The organism is Pseudomonas sp. WS 5079 (assembly GCF_012985465.1).
GTDB lineage: Bacteria > Pseudomonadota > Gammaproteobacteria > Pseudomonadales > Pseudomonadaceae > Aquipseudomonas.
In genome coordinates, this window is sequence record NZ_JAAQWN010000008.1 from 105,108 (window position 1) to 128,942 (window position 23,835).

General features: G+C 60.4%; 25 protein-coding genes. 11 read left to right on the forward strand and 14 right to left on the reverse strand.

The window, feature by feature from the left end; genetic code table 11:
- Positions 1 to 8: 8 nt before the first annotated feature.
- Positions 9 to 971: a putative 2-dehydropantoate 2-reductase gene (locus HBO05_RS21225; RefSeq protein WP_172313966.1), complete on the reverse strand. Its 963-nt coding sequence runs from the start codon at positions 969 to 971 to the stop codon at positions 9 to 11.
- The gene (locus HBO05_RS21230; RefSeq protein ID WP_346266478.1) at positions 968 to 1,303 is read right to left on the reverse strand and encodes a thioredoxin; all 336 of its coding nucleotides are present in this window, start codon (positions 1,301 to 1,303) and stop codon (positions 968 to 970) included. Before HBO05_RS21230 ends, HBO05_RS21225 begins: the two co-directional genes overlap by 4 nt.
- A gap of 187 nt (positions 1,304 to 1,490) precedes the next feature.
- On the opposite strand from HBO05_RS21230, the gene HBO05_RS21235 reads away from it, so the two are divergent.
- Positions 1,491 to 2,567 (forward strand): 3-deoxy-7-phosphoheptulonate synthase, encoded by a 1,077-nt coding sequence (locus tag HBO05_RS21235; RefSeq protein WP_099169512.1) that lies wholly within the window; start codon positions 1,491 to 1,493, stop codon positions 2,565 to 2,567.
- A gap of 56 nt (positions 2,568 to 2,623) precedes the next feature.
- Here HBO05_RS21235 and HBO05_RS21240 read toward each other — a convergent pair whose 3' ends face one another.
- Complete coding sequence (locus HBO05_RS21240) at positions 2,624 to 2,905, reverse strand: GNAT family N-acetyltransferase (RefSeq protein WP_029297992.1); 282 nt, start codon at positions 2,903 to 2,905, stop codon at positions 2,624 to 2,626.
- Positions 2,906 to 3,519: 614 nt separating this feature from the next.
- On the opposite strand from HBO05_RS21240, the gene oprI reads away from it, so the two are divergent.
- On the forward strand, positions 3,520 to 3,771 hold the full coding sequence (gene oprI / locus HBO05_RS21245; protein ID WP_003172710.1) for an outer membrane lipoprotei OprI: 252 nt from the start codon (positions 3,520 to 3,522) through the stop codon (positions 3,769 to 3,771).
- Between the two features lie 134 nt (positions 3,772 to 3,905).
- On the opposite strand, the gene HBO05_RS21250 is transcribed toward oprI, so the two are convergent.
- The 3 genes from HBO05_RS21250 to HBO05_RS21260 are packed head-to-tail and all read right to left on the reverse strand — an operon-like array spanning position 3,906 to position 5,892.
- Positions 3,906 to 4,874 carry a L,D-transpeptidase family protein gene (locus HBO05_RS21250; protein ID WP_169952671.1) on the reverse strand — a complete coding sequence of 323 codons (969 nt, stop codon included), beginning with the start codon at positions 4,872 to 4,874 and terminating at the stop codon, positions 3,906 to 3,908.
- A gap of 59 nt (positions 4,875 to 4,933) precedes the next feature.
- The gene (locus tag HBO05_RS21255) at positions 4,934 to 5,230 is read right to left on the reverse strand and encodes a hypothetical protein (protein WP_029297976.1); all 297 of its coding nucleotides are present in this window, start codon (positions 5,228 to 5,230) and stop codon (positions 4,934 to 4,936) included.
- Positions 5,231 to 5,286: 56 nt separating this feature from the next.
- Positions 5,287 to 5,892 carry an arylesterase gene (locus HBO05_RS21260; RefSeq protein WP_169952673.1) on the reverse strand — a complete coding sequence of 202 codons (606 nt, stop codon included), beginning with the start codon at positions 5,890 to 5,892 and terminating at the stop codon, positions 5,287 to 5,289.
- 10 nt (positions 5,893 to 5,902) lie between these two features.
- Here HBO05_RS21260 and HBO05_RS21265 point away from each other — a divergent pair, with 10 nt between their 5' ends.
- Entirely contained in the window at positions 5,903 to 6,586 is a 684-nt protein-coding gene (locus HBO05_RS21265) for an ABC transporter ATP-binding protein (protein WP_029297972.1), read from the forward strand.
- Positions 6,586 to 9,096: an ABC transporter permease gene (locus HBO05_RS21270; protein WP_172313968.1), complete on the forward strand. Its 2,511-nt coding sequence runs from the start codon at positions 6,586 to 6,588 to the stop codon at positions 9,094 to 9,096. Before HBO05_RS21265 ends, HBO05_RS21270 begins: the two co-directional genes overlap by 1 nt.
- 70 nt (positions 9,097 to 9,166) lie before the next feature.
- Here HBO05_RS21270 and greB read toward each other — a convergent pair whose 3' ends face one another.
- Together greB and HBO05_RS21280 are read right to left on the reverse strand one after the other, a co-directional pair.
- Positions 9,167 to 9,640, reverse strand: a complete 474-nt coding sequence (greB, locus tag HBO05_RS21275) for a transcription elongation factor GreB (RefSeq protein WP_172313970.1) — start codon at positions 9,638 to 9,640, stop codon at positions 9,167 to 9,169.
- A gap of 139 nt (positions 9,641 to 9,779) precedes the next feature.
- Entirely contained in the window at positions 9,780 to 10,925 is a 1,146-nt protein-coding gene (locus HBO05_RS21280; RefSeq protein WP_178123759.1) for a hypothetical protein, read from the reverse strand.
- A gap of 300 nt (positions 10,926 to 11,225) precedes the next feature.
- Here HBO05_RS21280 and HBO05_RS21285 point away from each other — a divergent pair, with 300 nt between their 5' ends.
- The 3 genes from HBO05_RS21285 to HBO05_RS21295 are packed head-to-tail and all read left to right on the forward strand — an operon-like array spanning position 11,226 to position 14,681.
- Positions 11,226 to 12,152 (forward strand): ABC transporter ATP-binding protein, encoded by a 927-nt coding sequence (locus HBO05_RS21285; protein ID WP_172313972.1) that lies wholly within the window; start codon positions 11,226 to 11,228, stop codon positions 12,150 to 12,152.
- Entirely contained in the window at positions 12,149 to 12,874 is a 726-nt protein-coding gene (locus HBO05_RS21290; RefSeq protein ID WP_169952681.1) for an ABC transporter permease, read from the forward strand. Before HBO05_RS21285 ends, HBO05_RS21290 begins: the two co-directional genes overlap by 4 nt.
- Positions 12,875 to 12,911: 37 nt before the next feature.
- Positions 12,912 to 14,681 (forward strand): Gldg family protein, encoded by a 1,770-nt coding sequence (locus HBO05_RS21295; RefSeq protein WP_346266479.1) that lies wholly within the window; start codon positions 12,912 to 12,914, stop codon positions 14,679 to 14,681.
- Between the two features lie 10 nt (positions 14,682 to 14,691).
- Here the strand turns inward: HBO05_RS21295 and HBO05_RS21300 are convergent, their stop codons facing one another.
- From HBO05_RS21300 to HBO05_RS21310, 3 genes are all read right to left on the reverse strand, one after another.
- On the reverse strand, positions 14,692 to 15,000 hold the full coding sequence (locus HBO05_RS21300; protein ID WP_169952685.1) for a class I SAM-dependent methyltransferase: 309 nt from the start codon (positions 14,998 to 15,000) through the stop codon (positions 14,692 to 14,694).
- A 247-nt stretch (positions 15,001 to 15,247) separates the two neighbouring features.
- A complete protein-coding gene (locus tag HBO05_RS21305) occupies positions 15,248 to 15,682 on the reverse strand; it encodes a DoxX family protein (RefSeq protein ID WP_057439195.1) in 435 nt (144 codons plus the stop codon).
- 103 nt (positions 15,683 to 15,785) lie between these two features.
- Entirely contained in the window at positions 15,786 to 17,207 is a 1,422-nt protein-coding gene (locus tag HBO05_RS21310) for a transglycosylase SLT domain-containing protein (RefSeq protein ID WP_172313974.1), read from the reverse strand.
- A 235-nt stretch (positions 17,208 to 17,442) separates the two neighbouring features.
- Between HBO05_RS21310 and HBO05_RS21315 the strand changes: the two genes are divergently transcribed.
- The 3 genes from HBO05_RS21315 to HBO05_RS21325 all read left to right on the forward strand — a co-directional run bounded on the left by HBO05_RS21315 (position 17,443) and on the right by HBO05_RS21325 (position 20,335).
- Positions 17,443 to 18,249, forward strand: coding sequence for a TatD family hydrolase (locus tag HBO05_RS21315; RefSeq protein ID WP_172313976.1), 807 nt, complete (start codon positions 17,443 to 17,445; stop codon positions 18,247 to 18,249).
- Between the two features lie 96 nt (positions 18,250 to 18,345).
- A complete protein-coding gene (locus tag HBO05_RS21320) occupies positions 18,346 to 19,827 on the forward strand; it encodes a methyl-accepting chemotaxis protein (RefSeq protein ID WP_172313978.1) in 1,482 nt (493 codons plus the stop codon).
- A 145-nt stretch (positions 19,828 to 19,972) separates the two neighbouring features.
- A complete protein-coding gene (locus tag HBO05_RS21325; RefSeq protein ID WP_170042804.1) occupies positions 19,973 to 20,335 on the forward strand; it encodes an Mpo1-like protein in 363 nt (120 codons plus the stop codon).
- A gap of 7 nt (positions 20,336 to 20,342) precedes the next feature.
- Here the strand turns inward: HBO05_RS21325 and HBO05_RS21330 are convergent, their stop codons facing one another.
- The 3 genes from HBO05_RS21330 to HBO05_RS21340 form a co-directional block, all read right to left on the reverse strand.
- The gene (locus HBO05_RS21330; RefSeq protein WP_170042803.1) at positions 20,343 to 21,140 is read right to left on the reverse strand and encodes a thioesterase family protein; all 798 of its coding nucleotides are present in this window, start codon (positions 21,138 to 21,140) and stop codon (positions 20,343 to 20,345) included.
- 101 nt (positions 21,141 to 21,241) lie between these two features.
- Entirely contained in the window at positions 21,242 to 22,003 is a 762-nt protein-coding gene (locus tag HBO05_RS21335) for a CHAD domain-containing protein (RefSeq protein ID WP_172313981.1), read from the reverse strand.
- 95 nt (positions 22,004 to 22,098) lie between these two features.
- Positions 22,099 to 22,377: a hypothetical protein gene (locus HBO05_RS21340; protein WP_029300795.1), complete on the reverse strand. Its 279-nt coding sequence runs from the start codon at positions 22,375 to 22,377 to the stop codon at positions 22,099 to 22,101.
- A 216-nt stretch (positions 22,378 to 22,593) separates the two neighbouring features.
- Here HBO05_RS21340 and HBO05_RS21345 point away from each other — a divergent pair, with 216 nt between their 5' ends.
- Complete coding sequence (locus HBO05_RS21345; protein WP_169952699.1) at positions 22,594 to 23,631, forward strand: patatin-like phospholipase family protein; 1,038 nt, start codon at positions 22,594 to 22,596, stop codon at positions 23,629 to 23,631.
- Positions 23,632 to 23,835 lie beyond the last annotated feature (204 nt).

Consider the following 23,835-nt stretch of genomic DNA (forward strand, 5'->3'; position numbering starts at 1 on the left):
TCTGCTCCTCAGCTCTTGCGTCGATCAATAAAGCCCAAGGCCTGATACAGCGCCTGCATCCGCGGCAATTGGCAGCCGGCGGCCCGGGCGGCGGCCAGCGGGCGGGCGTAGATCGCGGCCAGTTCCAGGGGGCGCTGGTGCAGGTGATCGTGATACATGCTGGGCCAGTAGTCCGTCAAACGCTCGGTCATGCTGAACATCTGCTCAGCGTAGCCCGGCGCGATCTCATGGCCGCACGCGTGGGCGCCCTGCACCACTTCGGCCATCAGGCCCTGGATCAACTCCCGGCTGGATTCGTCGGCCATCAACTGCGAGGTATTGGCACCGAGCAACACCGACAGGCCGTTGTACGGCACATTCCACACCAGTTTATGCCAGCGCGCCTGGTCCAGGTCTGGCATGGCCTGGGAGTCGATCCCGGCCTGACGGAACAGGCCCGCGCCCTCCTCGACAATCGCCTGGCGACGTACAGCATCATCCGTCGCGTTGCCGCTGTGATAGCCAAGGCTGACCCGGCCCATGGCCTGATGCTCGACGATCCCCGGCCCGGAACGGTGCACGCAGATGTAACAAAGCCCGCCAAGCAAATGCAGGGACGGCGGCAGATGCTCGCGCAGGCCATCTTCGACACCCAGGCCATTTTGCAACAGGACAACCTTGGCATCGGGCGCCGCCACCTGGGCAATGGTTGGCGCCAGTTCAACGTTGCCGGTGGTCTTAGTGCCCACCAACAGCCAGTCGCAAGGCGGCATGTCGGCCGCATTGGCGTAGGCCTGGACCGGCTGCAGGCTCAACGCGCCATGCACCGCGCTATTAAGTTGCAAGCCGCGCTCACTGACCGCTGCGAACTCACTGCGCAGCAGGAAATGTACGTCGAACCCGGCGCGCGCCAGCATCAACCCGTAAAACCCACCGATGGCACCGGTGCCGATAATCCCAATGCGTGGCCCTGGCTCAACTGCATTCGTCATGGCAACTCCTCTGGTTCCTGTTTGAGCGCCTCATCTATAGCGGCACTGAGCTCGCCGGCGTTCAGGCCAACCTGTAGCGCACCGTGCAGTTGACCCTCGCACACTACAAATATGGCCGGCAAATGAAAGATCCCGTAACGCTGCACTGCGCCACCATTATGCCCAGCGTCGACCCAGCAGATGCGCGCAACCGGCAGGTTCCACCCCGGCATCTGTTGGCGTGCCCAGCGGCAACTGGCACAGCCAGCGCCGGTAAATACCAGCAGCGAAGCGCCAGGTAGCGCCAACAACTGCTGGTCGATATCCAAATCCGTCAATTCAAACGCTTTCACTCGATCTGCACCACGACCTTCAACCAGGCAACACACTATCAGGCCGCACGACAACGCGCGCAATTGCCCATTGTCGAGCAGGCTTGTACGCGCTAAGGTTCGGCTCCCCGCTGCATTTAAATCATGCTGTGCTCCGCCGCACGGGGTTCGCTGGCGGCCGGCACCCGTGACCCTGACGAGTAACACGATGGCTGATTTACCGATCAACGACCTAAACGTCGAATCCAACGAGACCCTGATCACGCCCGATCAGCTCAAGCGCGAAATCCCTTTGAGCGACGCTGCCCTGCAGACCGTCACCAAGGGCCGCGAAGTCATTCGTGACATCCTCGACGGCACTGACCACCGCCTGTTCGTGGTGATCGGCCCTTGCTCGATCCACGACCTCAAGGCTGCCCACGAGTACGCCGAGCGCCTCAAAGTGCTGGCGGCGGAAGTGTCCGACACCCTGTACCTGGTGATGCGCGTGTACTTCGAGAAGCCGCGCACTACCGTCGGCTGGAAAGGCCTGATCAACGATCCGTACCTGGACGACTCGTTCAAGATCCAGGACGGCTTGCACATCGGTCGCAAGCTGCTGCTGGACCTGGCTGAAATGGGCCTGCCAACGGCCACCGAAGCCCTGGACCCGATTTCCCCGCAATACCTGCAGGACCTGATCAGTTGGTCGGCGATCGGTGCGCGTACCACCGAATCGCAAACCCACCGCGAAATGGCCTCTGGCCTGTCCTCGGCCGTGGGTTTCAAGAACGGGACCGATGGCGGCCTGACCGTGGCGATCAACGCGCTGCAGTCGGTTTCCAGCCCGCACCGTTTCCTGGGGATCAACCAGGAAGGTGGCGTGTCCATCGTCACCACCAAGGGCAACGCCTATGGCCACGTGGTACTGCGTGGCGGCAATGGCAAGCCCAACTATGATTCGGTCAGCGTGGCCCTGTGCGAACAGGCCCTGAGCAAAGCGAAGATCAAGCCGAACATCATGGTCGATTGCAGCCACGCCAACTCCAACAAGGACCCGGCCCTGCAGCCGCTGGTGATGGAGAACGTGGCCAACCAGATCCTGGAAGGCAACCAGTCGATTATCGGCCTGATGGTCGAGAGTCACCTGAACTGGGGCTGCCAGGCGATTCCCAAGGATCTGGCCGACCTGCAATACGGCGTATCGATCACCGATGCCTGCATCGACTGGTCCGCCACCGAGACCACCCTGCGCAGCATGCACGCCAAGCTCAAAGACGTATTGCCCAAGCGCAAACGCACCTGACGCACACAAAAACGCCGGGCTAAGCCCGGCGTTTTTTTATGCCTGCATGCTGGCTTTTACAGCTTCGCGGCGTGGCGCTGGTGGCGCTCCATGTAGCGCTCCACGTAGGAGCAGGACGGGATTACTGTATAGCCCATGCTCTCGGCGTATTGCAGCGCCTCTTCGGTCAACGCAGCGGCAATGCCACGCCCACGCAGGGCATTGGGCACAAACGTGCGGTAGATATCCAGGGTCTGCTTCCCCAGGTCCATGTAGGTCAGATAGGCACGATGACCGTCCACATTGGTCTCGAACTGATGACCAGCCTGGTCATGGTGGATGGACAACGCCTCGCTCATCACTACTCCTCGCGGGTCTTGGTTTCTGACCCCTACCTTACCGATGTTTTTCCGGCGAAGGAACATCTACGCCACCCCGTGCCGGTTTCGACAACGAGAAAAGCCCTACAGTACTCACGCCCCGCACCAAGGAATAGTAGGCACCAATCCTGTCATTGCTCAAGAGACGCTCGTCATCCATCGGGCTGGCGGACATAGAAAGGGCTGATCGAACATCCTGTGGTCGATAGCCTGAACATTGCCGACAGTTGAAGCTTGAGACGAACCACCGCTTTTAAAGTCACCTCTACATGCGCGAAAGATGCCCATCAGCGTCTGGACAATCTGAACAATAGTATTGGCGCAGATATATAAATTGACATCGACTTACAACGTTTAACACTTGCCAGGCGGCGCTTTCAGCCTGGATCCAATCTTTGACCGCGCAGCACAAACTGGATAATTTTTATACAAACTCGCTAAAGATTAGCCAAAATAGATTCGGCACAAGAATTTTTTTTGCTTCTTGCGCTACGTCAGTTTACTTACTACAAGTAATGGGTAGTATGTACGCCGGCTATTAGCTCACTCTGAGATACTAGCCATTAAATAGAAAGTCCTTGAAGGGGAACACGATGAACAACGTTCTGAAATTCTCTGCTCTGGCTCTGGCCGCAGTTCTGGCTACCGGTTGCAGCAGCGTCTCCAAAGAAACCGAAGCTCGTCTGACTGCAACTGAAGACGCAGCAGCTCGCTCCCAGGCTCGTGCAGACGAAGCCTACCGTAAAGCTGATGAAGCTCTGGCTGCTGCTCAAAAAGCACAACAGACTGCTGACGAAGCTAACGAGCGCGCTCTGCGCATGCTTGAAAAAGCTAGCCGCAAGTAATAATCCTTCGGGGTTGTTATCAAGCCGATCCATTTTTGGATCGGCTTTTTATTGCCCGGGATTGGGCTTCAGATTCCAGGCAATAAAAAGCCCGCCAGGGGCAATCCGTGGCGGGCTTCGTCTGGCACCAGTCACTACTGCTGCAGATCGACCGGCATGCTGCTGACCATCGGCGCCGTGCCCGGCTCGCCGATTTGCGCGGGCAAGCCATCTTCGGCCGCCACCACATCACGCACCTCATCCCAGTTGACCCGCAGGTTATTGGCCAGGTCTTCACGCTTAAGCATGGCGTTGATCACAGCGGTGTGCTTGTCGACCACCGACGGCGTACCGTCGTCATTCAAGGGCGCGTGCGCCTCCAGGTAGACCTTGCCGCCGCTGATACCGAACTTGTAGGCATCATTGATGATCCGCACAGGCGTGCCTACCGGAACCATCTTGGCCATCTCCAGCACGTTGCTGTTGAACATGCGGAAGCAACCATGGCTGGTACGGGTGCCGATACCGAACTTCTTGTTGGAGCCATGAATCAGGTAGCCCGGCGTCCCCAGGGTGAACTTGAACGGACCCAGGGGGTTGTCGGGACCGGCCGGTACCACGTTGGGCAGCGGGTCGCCGTCTGCCGCGTGCTCGGCCTTGATCGACGCGGGCGGGGTCCAGGTCGGGTTGGGGGTCTTGGCAATGATGCTGGTATGGGCAATCGGCGAGCCCCAGCCTTCACGACCGATCCCCAACGGGAAGGTGTACACCACGTCCTGGCCCTTGGGGTAGTAGTACAGACGGTACTCGGCCAGGTTGATCACGATGCCTTCCCGGGGACCCGGTGGCAAAATGAAACGGGTCGGCAGCACAATCTCCGCCCCAGCCCCCGGCAACCAGGCATCCACGCCGGGGTTGGCCGCGACCATCTCCGAATAGCCCAGGTCATAGGTAGCACCGAGGTCGGCAAAGGTGTCTTCGTACTTGGCCTTGATCACCTGGACCTGGCCGACAATGTCTTCACCCGGCGGCGGCAGGGGCAGTTGCAGGGCCGCGACAGGACCGGCTGCACACAAGGCAGCGAGAGACAGGCAACGGGTGACGACAGGCAAGCGCGACAACATCCGGAAAATCCTTCGCAGATCGACGGGGGTAAAATGGCGATTGTAGCGTGTACCTGCCCTTAAAGCTCGAAGCGCAGCTCAGGCCAGATAGGCGGCGTACCACGTTTTTGCGATTCGAGAATCGCCCGGCACAAGGGGCACAGGCGCTGGTCCTGGAAGATCGAGCGATCCACCGAGGACCAGCGTGGCTGGGCTGGCAGCAATGTGCCGCAGAGCGTCCGGTCGATGGTACCGCCCAGTTCCAGCTGGCGCGTCACCAGGTGTACCTTCACTTCCTGGCAGGCGAACAGATCCAACTGCTCGTCGGGCTCGATCAGTTGGTAGGCAAACAGGGACCAGGCGGGACGCGACGACATCGGGGGCTCCAAATCGGGGGCGCCACCTTAGCCGAAAGGCCGCTGCTAGAAAAGCGTCATAACAGCGGTTTTAGCGTCGGCCAGACATTTTCCAGCAACTTGGCCTGGGCACCGACTGCCGGGTGCAGCTGATCAGCCTGCATCATGTCCGGATGGCCACCCACGCCCTCCAGGAAAAACGGCACCAGCGGGACGTTTTTTTCCTTGGCCAGCACACCATAGACCTCAGCAAATGCCGTGGTATATCGCGGGCCATAATTGGGCGGCAACTGCATCCCCAGCAGCAACACCTTGGCGCCACCGGCCTTGGACTGGTCAATCATCGACGCAAGATTTTGTTGCAATTGCGCTGGAGGCTGCCCGCGCAAGCCGTCGTTGCCGCCCAACTCGATCACCACCACGTCCGGCTTATGCTCTGCAAGCGCCGCCGGCAGCCGCGCCAAGCCTCCGGCGCTGGTGTCGCCGCTGATGGAGGCATTGACCACCTTATCGTCGAAACCCTCCTTCTTGAGCCGTTGCTCCAGCAGTGCTACCCACCCTTTGCTGGTATCCAGGCCGAAACCGGCACTGATACTATCGCCAACGATCAGGACAGTACCCGCCGCTGCGTTCTGGGCCATGCACATCAGGGCCAGGCCAGCACTCAAAAACCATATTCGCATCGGATTCTCCATGGGCGCATGCATTCTCACCGCGCAGAACCTTAGCAAAGTGGTTCCCAGCGCGGAAGGTGAACTGACCATCCTGCACGAACTGAGCCTGGAACTGAACAAGGGCGATAGCCTGGCTATCGTCGGCAGCTCCGGTTCCGGAAAATCCACGCTCCTTGGGCTGCTGGCCGGGCTCGACCTGCCCAGCAGCGGTGAAGTCACCCTCGCCGGCCAGGCCCTGAGCGTCCTCGATGAGGACCAACGGGCACGTATCCGCGCCGAACACGTCGGCTTTGTGTTCCAGTCATTCCAATTGCTCGACAGCCTCAATGCCCTGGAAAACGTCATGCTGCCCCTGGAGCTGGACGGTCGCAAGGATGCCCGCGAACGCGCCCGGCACTTGCTCGAGCGGGTCGGCCTGGGCCAGCGCCTGACCCATTCGCCCCGCCAGCTCTCCGGTGGCGAACAACAGCGGGTCGCGATTGCCCGGGCGTTCGCGGCCGAGCCGGACGTACTGTTTGCCGATGAACCCACCGGCAACCTCGACAGCCATACCGGCGAGCGCATCAGCGACCTGCTGTTCGAGCTCAATAAAGAGAACGGCACCACCCTGGTGCTGGTGACCCACGACGAGCGCCTGGCCCATCGCTGCCGACGCCTGATCCGCCTTGAAGCCGGCCTGATGGTCGAGCCCCTGGAGCCTTGATGGCACGATTGCCGCTGTTGCGTCTGTTCAGCCTTGCCCTACGCCAATTACTGCGCGATGCCCGCGCCGGTGAATTGCGTGTGCTGTTCTTCGCCCTGCTGGTGGCGGTGGCCGCCAGCACTGCCATCGGCTACTTCGGTGCACGGCTCAACGGTGCGATGCTGCTGCGCGCCACCGAATTCCTCGGTGCCGACCTGGTGCTGGAGGGCAGCTCGCCGGCTCGCCCCGAGCAGATAACCAGCGGCACACAACTGGGCCTGACGCACGCCAGGGTGGTGGAATTCTCCAGCGTTATCGCCACTGACAACGGCATTCAGTTATCGAGTATCAAGGCGGTCAACGAGCAGTACCCGCTGCGCGGCCAACTGAAAAGCGCGGCCGAACCCTTCGCCGAAGAAACCTCGGGCGGCGGGCCGAAAGCCGGCGAGGCCTGGGTCGAGGCACGCCTGCTGACGGCACTGGACCTGAAAGTCGGCGACAGTATCGATGTCGGCATGAAAACCCTGCGCCTGGCCCGGGTGCTCACCTATGAGCCAGACCGGGCCGGCAACTTCTATAGCCTCACCCCACGGGTGATGATCAACCTGGCCGACCTTGAGGCCACCGGCGTAGTCCAGCCGGGCAGCCGGGTCAGCTACCGCGAACTGTGGCGCGCGCCACAAGCCAGCACCGCCCTGCAAACCTACCGCGATCAGATCACCCCGGGGCTGGCCGCCAACCAGCGCCTGCAAGACGCACGGGACGGCAACCAACAGATCGGCGGCGCCCTGGGCAAGGCCGAGCGCTACCTGAACATGGCCAGCCTGGTCGCTGTGCTGTTGTCCGGGGTGGCTGTGGCCTTGTCGGCAAACCGCTTTGCCAGCCGCCGCTTCGACGCCAGTGCGCTGTTGCGCTGCCTGGGTCTGTCGCGCCGGGAAACCATGCTGCTGTTCAGCCTGCAACTGACCGTCCTGGGCTTGCTGGCCAGCCTCGCCGGTGCGGCGCTGGGTTGGCTCGCGCAACTGGGCCTGTTTTACCTGTTGCACGACCTGTTGCCGGCAGACGTACCACCCGGCGGATTGCTGCCCGCCGTCGCCGGGATCGGTACCGGGCTGGTGGCCCTGGCCGGCTTCGCTTTGCCGCCATTGGCCGCCCTGGGCCGAGTGCCGCCGCTGCGGGTTCTGCGTCGCGACTTGCTGCCGATCCCCTCCAGTACCTGGATGGTGTATGGCGCGGCATTGTTTGCCCTGGGCCTGATCATGTGGCGCTTGAGCCTGGACCTGGTGCTGACCTTCGCCCTGCTGGGCGGTGGGGTGATCGCCGCGCTGATCCTCGGTGGCCTGCTCCTGTTGCTGCTGCAAAGCCTGCGCCGCCTGCTGGCGCGCGCCGCCCTACCCTGGCGCCTGGGGCTGGGCCAGTTGTTGCGTCACCCGCTGGCGGCGGCGGGCCAGTCCCTGGCATTTGGCCTGATCCTGCTGTCGATGGGCTTGATCGCCCTGCTGCGTGGCGAGTTGCTCGACACCTGGCAGAACCAGTTGCCCAAGGATGCACCCAACTATTTCGCCCTCAACATCCTGCCGGCCGACAAGGATGCCTTCGGTGCTCGCCTGCTTGCACTGCAGGCCCAGGCCGCGCCCTTGTATCCGGTGGTGCCGGGGCGCCTGATCAGCATCAACGGTGAGCCGGTGCAGGAAATTGTCAGCAAGGATTCCAGTGGCGATCGTGCGATACAACGGGACCTGAGCCTGACCTGGGCGGCGGACCTGCCCCCTGGTAACACCCTGACATCGGGCGCCTGGTGGGCGGATCAGCCGGGCGATGAAATACCTGGAGTCTCGGTAGAAGCCAAGGTCGCCGAAAGCCTCAAGCTCAAGCTCAACGACCACCTGATCTTCACCGTTGGTGGGGAAAACCGTGAGGCTCGGGTCACCAGCCTGCGGGAAATCAACTGGGATAACTTCCAACCCAATTTCTTCATGATTTTCCAACCGGGCACCTTGAAGGACCTACCGGCCACGTACCTGACCAGCTTCTACCTGGCCGCCGGGCATGACCAGCAGATCGTCGATCTGTCCCGGGCTTTCCCGGCAGTGACCATCCTGCAGGTCGAAGCACTGCTGGCCCAACTGCGTAGCATCCTGGCCCAGGTCACGCTGGCTGTGGAATACGTACTGCTGTTCGTCCTGGCGGCGGGCATGGCGGTGCTGTTCTCCGGCCTGCAGGCCACCCTGGACGAGCGCATTCGCCAGGGTGCCCTGTTGCGCGCCCTGGGGGCGGAGCGCAAGTTGCTGGTCAAGGCCCGGCGTATCGAGTTCGGGCTGCTGGGGGCGGTCAGCGGACTACTGGCGGCGCTGGGTACCGAGTTGGTGACCCTGGTGCTGTATCGCTATGCCTTCGACCTGGTCTGGCACCCACACCCGTGGCTGCTGGTGCTTCCGCTGATCGGCGCCGTGCTGATCGGCGGTGCCGGGGTATTCGGCACCCGCCGCGCGTTGAACGCCAGCCCGCTGGCGGTACTGCGCGAAGGCTGAGGAAAAAACCGGCTCCCCTCTGGGAGCCGGGACGGCAATCTTGCAGGCGCCATCGCCGGCAAGCCGGCTCCTACGTGATGTACTCGATGCCGGTGATCCACCAGCACACTTCGCCGCCTGGCGTCTGCACAATGGCCTCATCGTCCACCTTCTTGCGCAACAGGGCCCTGGCCATGGGTGAGTCAATGGAGATGTAGTCCATGCGCTCATAGATCTCGTCATAACCCACGATCCGGAAACGCTTGGTCTCGCCCTGCTCGTTCTCGATATCCACCCAGGCCCCGAAGAACACCTTGCCCTCCTGCTCGGGCATGTACTCCACCACCCGCATGTCTTCCAGGCGCTTGCGCAGGTAGCGCACCCGGCGATCGATTTCGCGCAGCAGCTTCTTGTTGTACTGGTAGTCGGCGTTCTCGCTGCGATCTCCCAGCGAAGCGGCCCAGGTCACCTTGCGCGTAGTATCCGGACGCTTTTCTCGCCACAGGTAATCCAGCTCTTTCTTCAGCGCCTCATGACCTTCTTTGGTAATCAGCTTGGTACTCAAAAGCGTCACATCCCCAGGAAATATCCATTGGTTCAAACCAGCCTTGCATCAGCCACGGATGCACTGGCTGGCTGCCGGCAACCGGTCGGGTTTGATAATAAATGAACGCCAAAAAGTAGCCAGGCCTGATTCCCTCAGGTCAGTCGGCCCTAGGCACGTTGCCCGGCTCCTGCTCGACCTTTCCCACAGGAAACAAGGTTCCATCCAGGCGATAGAGCAACGCCTTTAGATCCCCCCTGAAACCCGACAATTGCCCCAGGCCATTCGCCAACTGTTCAGCCTGCTGTTGGGATGCCCTGTCATGGGCCTGTAGCCTGAACGACTCATCTTCCAGCTGTCGCGCCCAATCTTCCAGGCGCCGTTGTTCCGCCTCCTGCAACTGCGTATCCCGGACCAGATTTGCCTCGCGGCTATCCAAGGCTTCTGTACGCTGTTGCAAGGTAACTTCCTGGGCGCTGACTTGTTGGTGAGCCCTCTCCAATGTTGCTTTTTCCTGGAGCAACTGGCTGCGCTGTTCCTCCAACTCCTCCTGTTGCTGGAGCACCGCGCGCTTTTGCTGCGTCAACTCATGTGCCACTCGGGCCAGATTGGTCAGGGTGGTGTCTACTTCAACCAGGGTCGACTGATCCGCGACTACAGGTGGCCGCTCCTGCACCTGCTGAACGGGGGCGGTTGGCGTCGGCAATGGCAAGGACTCAACGGCCCGTATGGCGGGCACCACCACCGGCGGTTCTTCCTGGGACTCAGGCGGCAAGTCCTCCGCATGACTTGCTGTACCGGGTGGCGACACCATTTTTGATGAGAAGCGAATAGACGGCACAATCAACTCGGTGCTCTCAATCGCGGGCAAGCCAATGACTGACGTCCCAAGGGTGATCACCTTCATCACCAATGCTTTCTTGATCATCAGCGAATGGTGATCCTCCGGCCGAGCCGTCGGCAGCTTGCTGCCCTTCAGGTCGATGAAGTGATAAGGCACCTGCGACTCTGAGGCGTTGCCATCCTTAGCGCCAGATGCCGTGGCCAGGGTGATGATCTGCTTGAGGACGCTCATTGCCAGTTGCAGGCTCTCCTTGGACTCGATGCCTCCAAGAAAATACCGCTCGGCTTTTTTGCGCAAGGCGGCGAGATAGACCCGGGAGCTTCCGGGCTCGACCTCTTCATCCAGGCTATAGACAAGAAAGTTCGATGCGATTTGCGGTACCGCAAAACAACAGAGCAATGCACCGTTAACCGGGGAATCATGACCAGAGTGTTCAAGAACAAGAGTACGTAGAAGCATCATGAGTGTCGAACTCCATTACGGTAGTACTTCATATACACGCCATCTATAAAATCAAAAATCAACACCACACCAAGAGCAATGCAATTGTTTCAGCGAGTGATTGGGGCACATGTAGGACTTACCTTATTCGCGCGTCCTAGCGTTTCCAAGCGCCCCCATTGAACGTACCATTTTTTAACAATGCCGCAGATCAATACTTTTCATCTTAAACCTTTGGCAACTCGCAGCCTGAAGACACAGGTTAATTGAGGCCGTGTCCAACCCGGCGCGTCCTGGCAAACAACCAAGCAGAAAAGAATAATGATCGAAATAACAAATCTAACAAAGAAAGCCGGACGCACTACGATCCTCGACAACTTGACATTCAGCGCTCACCCCCGGGAATGCATAGGGTTGTTCGGACATGATGGCGCCGGCAAAAGCACCCTACTAAAACTACTTTCAGGTGGCATTCCTGCAACTTCCGGAAATATAAAAATATACGACCTGGCTATATCCACACACCCTATAAAGACCAGAAAGATAATAGGTTACCAGCCTGAATCCGCACTAAGCCATGGCAGCATGAAGGTTAAGAGCTTTCTGGGTTTCATGGCTGAAGTTCGTGGGTTCCGGGGCCTGGAAAAACGCAAGATGGTGGATCGCGCCATCACCCGCCTGGAGCTATGGCGGGTACTCAACTCACCCGTCGCCGCCTTGCCTGCGGGGCACCGACGCAAAGTGGCACTGGCCCAGGCCATTGTGCATGACCCCAAGCTGCTGCTGCTCGATGAACCCACCGAAGGCCTGGACGCCCTGCAAAAACATAAGGTCGGGATGCTCATCCAGTCACTGACCGAAGACATGACCGTGATGATCGCCTCGCGTAACCCCGAGGAGTTTTCCTCGATCTGCCAGCGGGCGCTGGTCCTGGCCGAAGGCCGCCTACTGGCTGATGCCCCGGTCACGCAACTGCTGCGCAGCTCGCGTCATTACCAGGCAATCACCCTGGCCGCCGATGCTCCCCTGGACCTGCTGGCGCTGGCCGTACTTCCTGGGGTGGCCGGTATTGAAGAAGACCGGCATGCCGACGGCAGCGTGACGGTACTCGCGATGCCGGGGCAAATCATTTATCCCCACGTCAATGCCCTGGTCGCCAATCGTCGTTGGAAGATCAACGCCTTGAGCATTGAGCCGGGACGCCTAAGCGATGTCATCCACCATATGAGCCAGGAGGCACCCAATTGAAACGTCTACCCGTGATATTCAAGCGCCAACTCAGCAGTTACTTGTCGAGCCCAGCCACTTACTTCGGCATCGCACTCTTCCTGCTGACCAATGCTGCGCTGGGTTTTTATGTAGGACACTTCTTAGATAAAGCCCCGACTAATTTACATGCTTTTTTTCAGTTCCATCCCTGGCTCTATCTAATTTTCATTCCATTTATTTCCACATTACTTTGGCTGGATGAGCATAAAGACACTGCACTGGTCTTTACCAACACCCTGCCAGTTTCCGCATTAGAACTGACATTGGGCAAATTTTTCGCCGCATGGGTCCTGTGTGCCCTGACCCTGCTGTTAAACTTTCCGCTGATTATTGCCATCAACTATCTGGCCCCGGCGGACAACTCAACGATCCTCGCGCAATGTATCGGGAGTTGGCTGCTGGCTGGGGCCTATCTTTCGTTCTCCGGTCTTATCTGCGTACTGGCCTGTAACCGACTGATTATCTTCAGCCTCACCCTTACGTTGCTATTGATAACCAGCACTTTATCATCCGTGCTGGATATGCTGGCCCATCAGACACCGATCTGGATTATTGACAGTTTGATCTCACTCAATCCACGGCTACGTTTCAGCGCCATCGACAGCGGCCTGTTGACGCTGCAGGACACCTCGTACTTCGTCAGCATGATCATCGCTTTCCTCACTGCAACCACCCTCACTTTAAATTTCAGAAAAGGCTGAGAACGGATATCCCATGAGGAACCTTATAAACTTTGGCGTGACGTTGGTCGTCATCGCCCTGCTTTTTCTCGCCTTCAATCTGGTCTGGGTCCTGAAACTGCCCAACTATCGCCTGGACCTTTCCGGGCACCAAATCCATACCCTGTCTCCCTCCACCGATGCCCTGCTCGCGACACTTGAAATGCCCATGGACCTGTACTTTTTCAACGCCAGCCACCCCCGTAAAAGTGAAGTTTTGAACAATCATGGCGAACACATCGCAATGCTGCTCAAGGCTTATGAGAGCGCGGCAAACGGCAACATCAATCTGCACCTGATCGACCCCCGGCCCTTTTCCGAAGATGAATATAAGGCGCAGGTATTGGGACTGGACAGTAAACAAGGACTGTTTGGCCTGATCGGCATCCGTGCAAACCAGGAGCCGCAGAAAATCGAAAGGTTCGACCCCAGCCAAGCGGACTTCCTGGAATATGAGATCAGCCGCCTGATCCACAACGTCGCCCGCCAGGAGCAACCGACTATCGGGCTGATCTCCGGATTACCCATAGATGGCAGCCGGGACGAGCTCAATCAGGCCACCGCGCCGCCGTGGCAGCTGCTCAAGGAGTTGCGCAGCCATTTCAACCTGATGAGCCTGGGCAACGACATCCCGCGCATCCCCGAACACATCAAGACCTTGATGGTCGTCCAACCCGCTCGACTGGCGCAACAGACACTTTTTGCCATTGACCAATTTGTCCTGGCAGGGGGCAGGTTGATGATGTTTATCGACCCGCTGAACGATCTGGACTCGACCGCCCACACCGCCATCCAGCAAAGCCTGCTCGCGGCTTGGGGCGTGCAGATGCCGGCGAATATGGTATTGGCGGACAGCCTCTATGCAACCCCGGTAGTCATGACCAGCGGCCAGCCGCCTGTACGCCACCCCGGGGCAATTACCCTGCCCAGAGAGGCGATGGCGCAGCACGATATCAGTAGCTGGGGCGTCGACAGTGTGACGCTGTTAAATCCCGGCACACTCATACCACTGAAAAAAAGCCGCACCACCTTCACCCCGCTCCTGCAAAGTTCCGAGCAAGCCAGCACGTTCGATGGGGCACGTTTCACTCAAAAGGACGCTTTCGACGCCATGCTCGGCGAGGCGGCCAATCGTGGTCGGAGGAATGTAATCGCCGCCCGTATCGAAGGGCCCGCCTATTCCGCGTTTGCGGACGGTATCAACGGCCAGAAAGCTACGCTGCAAAAGGCCACGAATATCCAAGTAGTTGTGGTTGCCGACATTGACCTGCTCAGCGATCGCGTCTGGCTGGCCCCACGCAATGCCAACGGGCAAAAAGCGCCGCGTCCAGGCAATGCCAGGTTTGTCTTGAATACCCTGGACAACCTCGCAGCACCCGACATGCTGCGCGCGATCAGCCCGCGTGCGAGTGACCAGCAACCACCCGGGTTGCTGGACCGGCTGCGCAACGAGGCTGCACAGACCTACCGAAAAAAGGCGGCCCTGCTGGAACAACGCCTGGACCAGGCAGAAAAGGAATGGCAATCGCTGAACACGCCGCCATCAATGCTGGGGGGGCAGGCTGTCCCTTCAAGCGCGCTGTTGCAGGCGCTGAACAAAGAACGCCTGCGATTACGCATGGAGCTTCACACCTTGGAAAATACGGCCTACAAGAGCGTCCGCCAGTTGGAGCTCAGCGTGGTGGTGCTCACCAGCATCACCGTTGCGCTGATCGTAAGCCTGTTGGGCTTGGGGATCTTCGTCTCGCGTCGCCGTCGCCAACACCCGCCTGCCGCAGCGTTCTACTGAGCGTCGCGGCTTAACGCCGGGTAATCAAACCCTGGCGCGCCACGCGGGTCAGGTGGCGGATGAACTCGCTGGCATCCTCGGCGTTCGGCGCCTGGATCACCGCCAGGTCAAAGCTGTTGGTGGCAAAGCGCGCCAGGGACTCGCCGTCCTCGACAAACTGGATCAGGAACGCCGAAGGACGGCCAGTGCGGCGGGGCCAGCCATCCAGGTAACGCAATAGCGTCGGCTGGTGCTTGCCGCCAAGGAGGATTTTCGGGTTGCGCTGAGTCAGGCCCGCAGTGATCGGGGCCAGGCGTACAAGAGGTCGTAGTGCATTCATCGTGTCGTGTCTCTGCCTCAAAAGTCTGCGGGCAGGTGAGAGGCAACACCGAACCAGCGCTTTAGCGGTATTTCGAAACCTGGAGCAGGCTTCTGTCGGAACTGCAGCGAGTCCCTGTGGCGCCCCGCAATTAGCTGTTTAAATCGGCGCATGCAGCATCCTAGAGAAGCCGGTGGGGCGGTGTCAAGAATCCCGTACAACGAAAAAGGCCCGCACGGGGCGGGCCTTTAACACGTGTGCAGCGCGATCAATTGGCGATGGCGCGGTCAGCAGACAGTTTGCCAGCACCTTCGAACAGCACCGCCACTGTGCCACCCAGCAATGCCAGGGCGAACTCATAGCCGTTGTTGGCCATGAACAAACCGTTGCTGATATGCACCGAGAAGATCGCCACCAGCGAGACAATGGTCAAGCCCAGCGCCGCTGGACGTGCCAGCAAGCCAATGATCAGCGCCAGCCCGGCAAAGAACTCAGTACCGCCCGACAACAGTGCCATCAGGGTACCCGGGGCCAGGCCGATGCTCTCCATCCACTGCGCCGTGCCTGCCAGGCCGCCGCCGCCAAACCAGCCGAAAAGTTTTTGCGAACCGTGGGCGGCAAAAATGATACCGACGAAAATCCGCAGGACTGTCAGGCCGTAGCCTGCGCGGGTGGACAGAAGGTTTTTGATCATTGGGCTCATAGTGATAATCCTTTTCGAAGTAGGGGTTGGTTGGCCGCTATATTAATCAGTTTAAATAATGATAAAAGCCGAAAAAAGCGCTAATCAATATCGATAAATTAGATTATTTGCGTGAGACGATCTTGGCCCCCACCGGCTCCAGGGAGTCCCGCTCCCGATCAAAGGCCAAGTAGTACTTGTTCACGCTATTAACATAGCTGACGCCGCCCATTCCGACCTGCTCCATGGCGATGCGCTCGACCTGGAAGAACCACTGATTGGGGTTCAAGCCCCGGCGTCGCGCCTCGGCGCGCATGCCCTGCACCCGTTCCGGGCCCATGTTGTAGGCCGCCAGGACGAACGCCATGCGCTCGCGCTCATTGAGCTTGGGGCTGGCGAAGAACTTGCGCCGAATCAACGCCAGGTAGCGCGCACCCGCCTGCACATTGCTGTCCAGGGTCTGGATATTGTTGACCCCTACCCGCTGGGCGGCCGACGGAGTGATCTGCATCAGGCCGGTTGGCCCGCTGCCGCTTTTCGCGCCGGGATTGAGGGACGATTCCTTGAATGCCAGGGCCGCCAGGTTCAGCCAGTCCATGCCTTGCTCACGTGCATGCTTTTGCAGGACCGGGCGCAGTTTCTCCAGGCGCTGTCGATCCGCCCGTGCCAAGGGGTAACGCACCTGATAGAGGCGGCGATAAATACGCTGGAAGGCCACATCCTGGTCTGACGGAGTCTTGTAGGTTTTCAGGAAGCGATCGATGCTCGCCCGCAGCATCGAGGCATCCTGACGTACGAACCAGTACTCCTCCCCCGGCTCACTGATCGCTACTTGCTTGTCAAAACGCAACTTGGGCAGGATCTTCGACCAACGCTCGGCAATCGGCCGCTCGACAATGGTCAGGTGGAAGATCCCCGCCTGGACCATCTCCAATACATCTTCCACCGCCAGGCTGGGGTCCACCCATTCCACCTTGACCGGCGGCAGTTTGCGCAGCGCCAGTTTCTGGTTGATCTGGTTGACCGCCTCCCCCGCTGCACTCCCCGTCGTCAGGGCCAGGGTGCGCCCCGACAACTGCTCCAAGCGGGTAAACCGTCGCTCGCCCTTGAGGCCCACCAGCCACAGCGGCACATCGCTGGCAATCGGGTCACTGCTGCTGATCTTGTGGGCCGCGGTCGCATCCAGCAGTTCACCGGGCGCCACCAGGTCACCTTCACCACGGGCCAACGCGCCCAGCAACTGATCCTTGGCCTTGGGGATGATTTTGAGGTTGATTTCCTGGCCATCGCGGGCACGGCCATTGAGGTAGTGTTCGAAGGCGCGCAGGCGGTGATACTCAACGCCAATGGACTGGCCCTGGACCTCACCGGAACTGTTACGGCTCTGGTTGACCAGCACCCGCAAGGTGCGGCTGCTGCGGATTTCTGCCAGGTCCCGGACTTTGCTCGGCTTGGTCACTTCCAGCGGCCCGTCCAGACGCGCAACCGCCGCCGTGGGCAGCAGCAGGGTCAGGCACACCATGAGCATTGCCGAGGGTCGGATCATCCGCTCTCCGGAAAGAACAAGGCCCCATGCACCGCGAAAAACGCCGCATTGGGGGACAGAAACAGAGCGCCAGAGGCGCAGACTTTGCACGCAAGGGTGTCACAGCAGCAGGCCATCGGCCAACCACGGTGTTACTTGCGACGTTCAAAGACAGCGATAACTCGTTGTAGTTCTTGGTTTTTCTTATAAATCTACAGCTCTGATAGACTTTCCGGCCGCAGGCGGAGATAGCACCATGCAACTCATTGATATTGGCGTCAACCTGACCAACCCCAGTTTCGACGACAAGCACCAGGCCGTGCTCGACCGCGCCTATGCCGCTGGCGTGGGCCAATTGGTCGTCACCGGCACCAGTGTGCAAGGCAGCGAGCAGGCCCTGGAACTGTGCCGGCGTTGGGATGAAAGCGCCCGGCGACTGTTCTCCACTGCGGGCATTCACCCCCACAGTGCCAGCGACTGGCACGCCGACAGCGCCCGGCAACTGCGTGATCTGCTCAGCCAGGATCGAGTACGCGCGGTGGGTGAATGCGGGCTGGACTTCAACCGTGACTTCTCACCCCGCCCCCAGCAGGAAAAAGTCCTCGAAGCCCACCTGGCATTGGCCGTCGAATTGCAGTTGCCGGTGTTTCTCCATGAACGGGACGCCAACCAGCGCCTGCTGGAGATCCTGCGCGACTACCGTGATCAACTGCCCGCCGCCGTGGTGCACTGCTTCACCGGCGAGCAACGCGCGCTGTTCAGCTACCTCGATCTGGACCTGCATATCGGTATCACCGGCTGGATCTGTGACGAACGCCGTGGGATGCACTTGCACCCGCTTGTAAGGGAAATCCCTCGGGGCCGCCTGATGCTGGAAAGCGACGCGCCCTACTTGCTGCCACGCACCCTGCGCCCCAAACCGAAGAACGGGCGCAATGAGCCGGCCTATCTGCCGGAAGTCTTGCGCGAAGTCGCCCTGCACCGCGAAGAAAGCCTGGAAGACCTGGCCCAACACAGCACCGCCTGCGCCCGCACTTTTTTCGGCCTGCCTGCGTTGGATTGACGCGGTGCATTGACCCATATCAACACCCATTTCCCGGATAGCGGCACAATAATGGCACCTTGCCAATACTGTTTCCGCTATCAGAGAAAACCTTCCATGGGTGCCTGGCTTAGCAATATCTCGCTGAAGTACAAATTCTGGGCCGTGAATGCGGTCGCGTTCATCACCACACTGCTGTTGGTGCTGTATGCCGTGCAGCTTGAACAACAGGCCCGCAGCCATGCCTCCCAAGCCTCGGCACAAGCCCAGGGCCGCTTGCTCGGTGCCTGGCCGGCCGGGCAAGCGCTGCCCACAGGCGTGCACTGGCTGACATTTGCCCGGGGCCAGGTTCCCGAGTTGGCGGACCAGGACTTGTCCGCCCTCAGCGAAGCCAGCGGCTGGGTCGAGTTCAATCACATGCCGCTGTTCGGCGAGAACCCGTTGATGGGCGCCGAAGTCGTCGCCCGCGCCGATGGCCAGCAAGTTGCGGTATTGGCCTATGCACCGAGCCTGAGCCAGGTGTTTACCGAACGTTTCACCAACTACGCGGTGGCGGTGCTGATCCTGATGCTCGCCATGCTCTGCGCCTCGCAGTTACTGATCCGCTTTTTGCTGGCCCAACTCAACACCTTGAAAGACGTAATGCTGCACGTCGAGAAAACCGGCGACCTCTCGGCCCGCGTGCCCCTGGCGTGCAAGGACGAAGTCGGGCAGATGGCCAGTGCCTTCAACGCCATGCAGGCCGGGTACCAGCGGGTGGTCAGCACCGTGGCACGCACCGCCAAGCTGTTGGACGATGGCGCCGCGCGCCTGGCCAGCAGCATGAATGAGGTCCAGCACGGCATGCTCGGCCAGCAAAGCGAGACCGACCAGGCGGCCACCGCGATCAATGAAATGACCGCCACCGTGTATCACATCGCCCAACACGCCGGTGCCACCCGCGACTTGTCCCAGACCGCCGACACCCTGGCCGGCAGCGGCCAGGAAGTGGTGAGCCGGGTCCAGCGCTCGATTGCCGGGTTGTCCACCGGAGTGCAGCAAACCGCCGAGATGATCCAGAAGCTGGCCGAGGACAGCCAGAAAATCAATGGCGTGGTCGGCGTGATCCACAGCATCGCCGAACAAACCAACCTGCTGGCCCTCAACGCCGCCATCGAAGCCGCGCGCGCCGGGGAAATGGGCCGCGGCTTTGCGGTGGTGGCCGATGAAGTACGCAACCTGGCCAAGCGCGTGCAAAGCTCCACCGATGAGATCACCCGCATGGTCTCTGCCCTGCAGGCCGGTACCCGGGATGCGGTGGACTTTATGCAGGAAAGCTCGTTCAAGGCCGACGACTGCGTGCAGCAGGCCCAGGAAGCCGGCGCTTCACTCGCCGAAATCACCAGCGCCGTGGCGCAGATGCGCGAGAGCAACACGCAAATTGCCGTTGCCGCCGAGCAGCAGAGCCATGTGGCCGAAGAGATGAACCGCGCGGTGGTGAGCATTCGCGATGTCACGGAAAACACCGTGCAACAGACTGTGGATTCGGCCACCACCAGCAACGAACTGGCGACCCTGGCCGGCGAGTTGAGCAAGGCTATCGGCCAGCTCAAACTGTAACGTTTGCCCACCGATCAGCCAGCGCACGCCGCTGGCTTGCTCCATCAAAACGCTATAACCCCCATAGCCAACCCCAATTCGCCGCCCCTGCCCGCCCGACCTAAACTCTGTTCATCAAGTATCAATGGACAGAGGATTTATCATCATGGGCAAACGTCACCCCAATCTCCCGGCCTGGCAATGGCGCGCCTACCCGCAAAACCATCAGCACCCGACCAACCTGGTATTGCACCTGATTGCCGTGCCGTTGTTCATCGTCGGGTTCCTGCTGATTGTGTCCGGCGTGTTCAGCCTGAGCCTGGCCAGTTTCGCCATCGGTGTGGTCGGCGTAATGGCCGGCCTGGCGCTGCAACGCCACGGCCATAGCCTGGAAGCCCAGGCCAGCGAGCCGTTCAGTGATCGTAAAGATGCAGTGCAGCGCCTGGTGGTCGAGCAGTTCGTGACCTTCCCGCGCTTTGTCCTCAGCGGTGGCTGGTGGCAGGCCTGGCGTCAGCGCCACCGCCACTGAGGATGGCTCAGGCGAAGACCACCACGGTCTGGCGGCTGATGGCGATCAATTGGCCGTCAGGCCCCCACAACATCGCCGCAGCATGGCCGTAGCCGTCGCGGGCATGCTCGATCTGGACGTGGTACTGGCACCAGTCCAGCGTCGTCAACTGCGCCAGGGGCTGGATGAATTCGATGGTCCAGGTCAGGGTGCTGCCGGGTGCCGGCTTCTTCAGGTGCGGCAAGAGCGCCGGCGGCCAGGCATCCACCAGGGCGAGGATATGGGCTTCGGTCAGAGGCTCTTCTTTCACATCCCCCCGCAAGCGCACCCAGCCGCCCATTTCCCGGGATTTGTTGCCGGTGAACGGCAAGCCACCGACACTCCAGCGCATCGCCAGGTGGCGCATGAACTCAGGCGTCACGCCTTTGATATAGGGCAGTTCCTGGCACTCGTCCCAATGCTTGAAGGCCGGCGCGGGCAAGGCCGGCACGTCGATCTCTGAAGGCCGCGATGCGCCGAAGCTGGCCTGGGCCAGGGTCATCACTTCACCGCCCTGCACCACCCGGCCCAGCAACTGGCTGACCGCCTTGCCTTCGCGCAACACTTCCACTTGATAGCTCGCCGATAGATCTGGCGCCACTGGCCCGACAAAGGTCACGGCCAACGAACGCAACGGCCGATCCACCGGCACCTGGGCGCGCAATGCTTCGTATTGCAAGGCGGCAACCAGCCCGCCAAACGTGGCGCGACCCTGGGCCCACTCGGCCGGAATAGACACGTCCAACGGGTTGTTACGGGCAGCGTCGAGCAAATCACTAAAGCGCATGGCGACCTCACATCAAGAAAACCGATGAGCGATCTTAACCAGCGCGCCAGCCCGGTACAGCGCTTATTCCGGCCAAATACCCAGACAGATAAGCCGCAGACTCAGAAACAGTCCGCCGCCAGCTTGTCGAGGACCCGGTCCGCCTTGCCCTCGGCCTGAGCCATGGTGCGCTGCCAGACCGCGACACAGGGCTGTAGATCGGCCTGCTGCGCGGCTTGCGCCAGCCATTGCCAGCAGTCATGCCAATCCCCCAGCGCGCCCTGGGCAGACTTGAGGCGGGACGTGGCCTTGGCCGGCACCTGGCCCAATTGCGGGTAGGCCTCGGCCGCGTAGCGCACGCGCTTGATCAACAAGCGCAGGCGATGGCGGTCGTGATCGGGATCGTGCAGTGCCACTTCCAGTGCCTGCCATTGCTTGGCCAGGCGCTTTTCGATGCGCGTGCGCAGGCCCTTGAGCAGTTTTTGCTGCTGGGATGCGCGGATAAATCGTGGAAAGGCTTCGAGGATCAGCAGCAGTCGCGCCAACTCCGGGCTTTTCGCCACCTGTTGATAGGTCTGCGACTGCAGGCGCAGGCGCCGGGCGGCTGCTTGGTGATAACCGTGCTGCTGCAGATACGCCGCCAACACCTCGCGATCGCGCAGCGGCGTGGTCAATTGGCCGACTGCGCTGGCGGCCGTCTCCAGTTGCTCGACGCCGGGCAGCCCGCGCAAGGGCCGTAACAGGCTGCGCAGACGGCGCACGGTGGTGCGCAAGTCGTGCAACGCTTCGTCATCGGTAACCGCCGCCAGGCGCGCCTGGCAACTCAACAATCCGACTTCCAGGCCAATGACCTGGGCGACTAACTGATCCACCAACGCCGACATGCTGCTTCCCCTGTTAAACAACGTCCATGCACCTGCGCAAAACAGGTGTCTGGAACCACCTTAACCATTCCCCCCGCGGGTTGCGCTGACTCGGATCAACGCCCGGCGCGCGACTCACGGATATAGAAACGGGCTTTTTCGGCTTTACTGGCACAGCCTTCAAACGCTTCGAATTGCTGCTGGGTCTTGGCGCCGGTCAGCAACGACAGGGCCTTGGAATAGCTGACCGTGCCGGCAAACCCTTCGGCCTTGGCCAGGTCCAGTTCGTGCCACGCAGCATCCAACTGGCTGCCACAGCTATCGCGATAGGCCGTTTTGCCGGCACAACCGGCCAGGGCCAACACAATCACAGGCAAACACATCCAGGCTTTCATCAATGACACCTCAAGAAAAGAAAACAGTCGTGGGATGTAGACGCTGCCTACATCGAAAAGTGCCTTGTCACACAGCCTGAAATGCCCAGTACTGATAGCCAAAGCATACCCGAGCAAATAGGTCGGTTTACGAAATTTATCGCTCGGGTCAACTAGGATTGAAGCAGCCCCCTGGTTAGGTGCATTGTGGACAGCTGTTTTGCGAAGGATCCGGTCATGAAAAAACGCGTTGCATTGGTCCTGGGCTCCGGCGGAGCAAGGGGTTATGCCCATATCGGGGTGATCGAAGAGATCGAAAAACGAGGCTATGAAATCGCCTGTATCGCCGGCTGTTCCATGGGCGCGGTGGTAGGCGGGATCTATGCGGCGGGCAAGCTGCAGGACTACCGGAACTGGATCGAAAGCCTGGATTACCTGGATGTGCTGCGCCTGGTGGATGTGAGCTTTCGCCTGGGGGCGATACGCGGCGAGAAGGTCTTCGGGCAGATCCGCAAGATCGTCGGCGAGATCAATATCGAAGACCTGCGCATTCCCTACACCGCGGTGGCCACCGACCTGACCAACCAGCAGGAAATCTGGTTCCAGGAAGGCTGCCTGCACCAGGCCATGCGTGCCTCGGCAGCGATCCCCAGCCTGTTTACCCCGGTGATGCAAGGCAACCGCATGCTGGTGGACGGCGGCCTGCTCAACCCGCTGCCTATCGTGCCGGTGGTGTCGAGCCATTGCGACCTGATCATTGCGGTCAACCTCAACGCCACCAACCAGAAACACTACACCCTGCCGGTGATCCAGCGCCCGCCGGCGTTCAAGAGCCGCTTCGATAACCTGGTGCGTTCACTGGGCTCGCACCTGCCGTTTCGGCGCAAGCAGGCCGAGCAATTATTGTTGCTGGAACAAGAAGCGCTGCAGGCGCAAGCCGCCGATATCAACCCTTGGCTCGAAGGCGCCGAGCCCGAATCCCAGCAACCGGCTGCGGCCCCGGAAACGCCCGGCGCCCCCAAGTCGGCCACCGGTTCGTTCATCATCGACAACGTGGGGCCGGCATCGCTGCTGGACTTGATCAACCAGAGTTTCGAGGTGATGCAGACGTCGCTGGCCCAGTACAAAATTGCCGGCTACCCGCCGGATGTGCTGATCAACGTGCCCAAGCGCGTGTGCCGGTTCTTTGAGTTCTACAAGGCGCCGGAACTGATCGCGTTGGGGCGGGAGATTGCCAGTGATACGTTGGATCGGTATGAGAGTGAGCAGAGTTGAGCTCTGCGGCGGGTTTTATGGCCTCATCGCGGGCAAGCCCGCTCCCACCTTTTGAATGTATTTACACAGCTAAATGTGGGAGCGGGCTTGCCCGCGATGAGGCCGGCCCAGCAACCACAATCCCTCAGCAGCCCCCAACAACCGATACCCCACCTTTTGCATGTATTCACACAGCTAAATGTGGGAGCGGGCTTGCCCGCGATA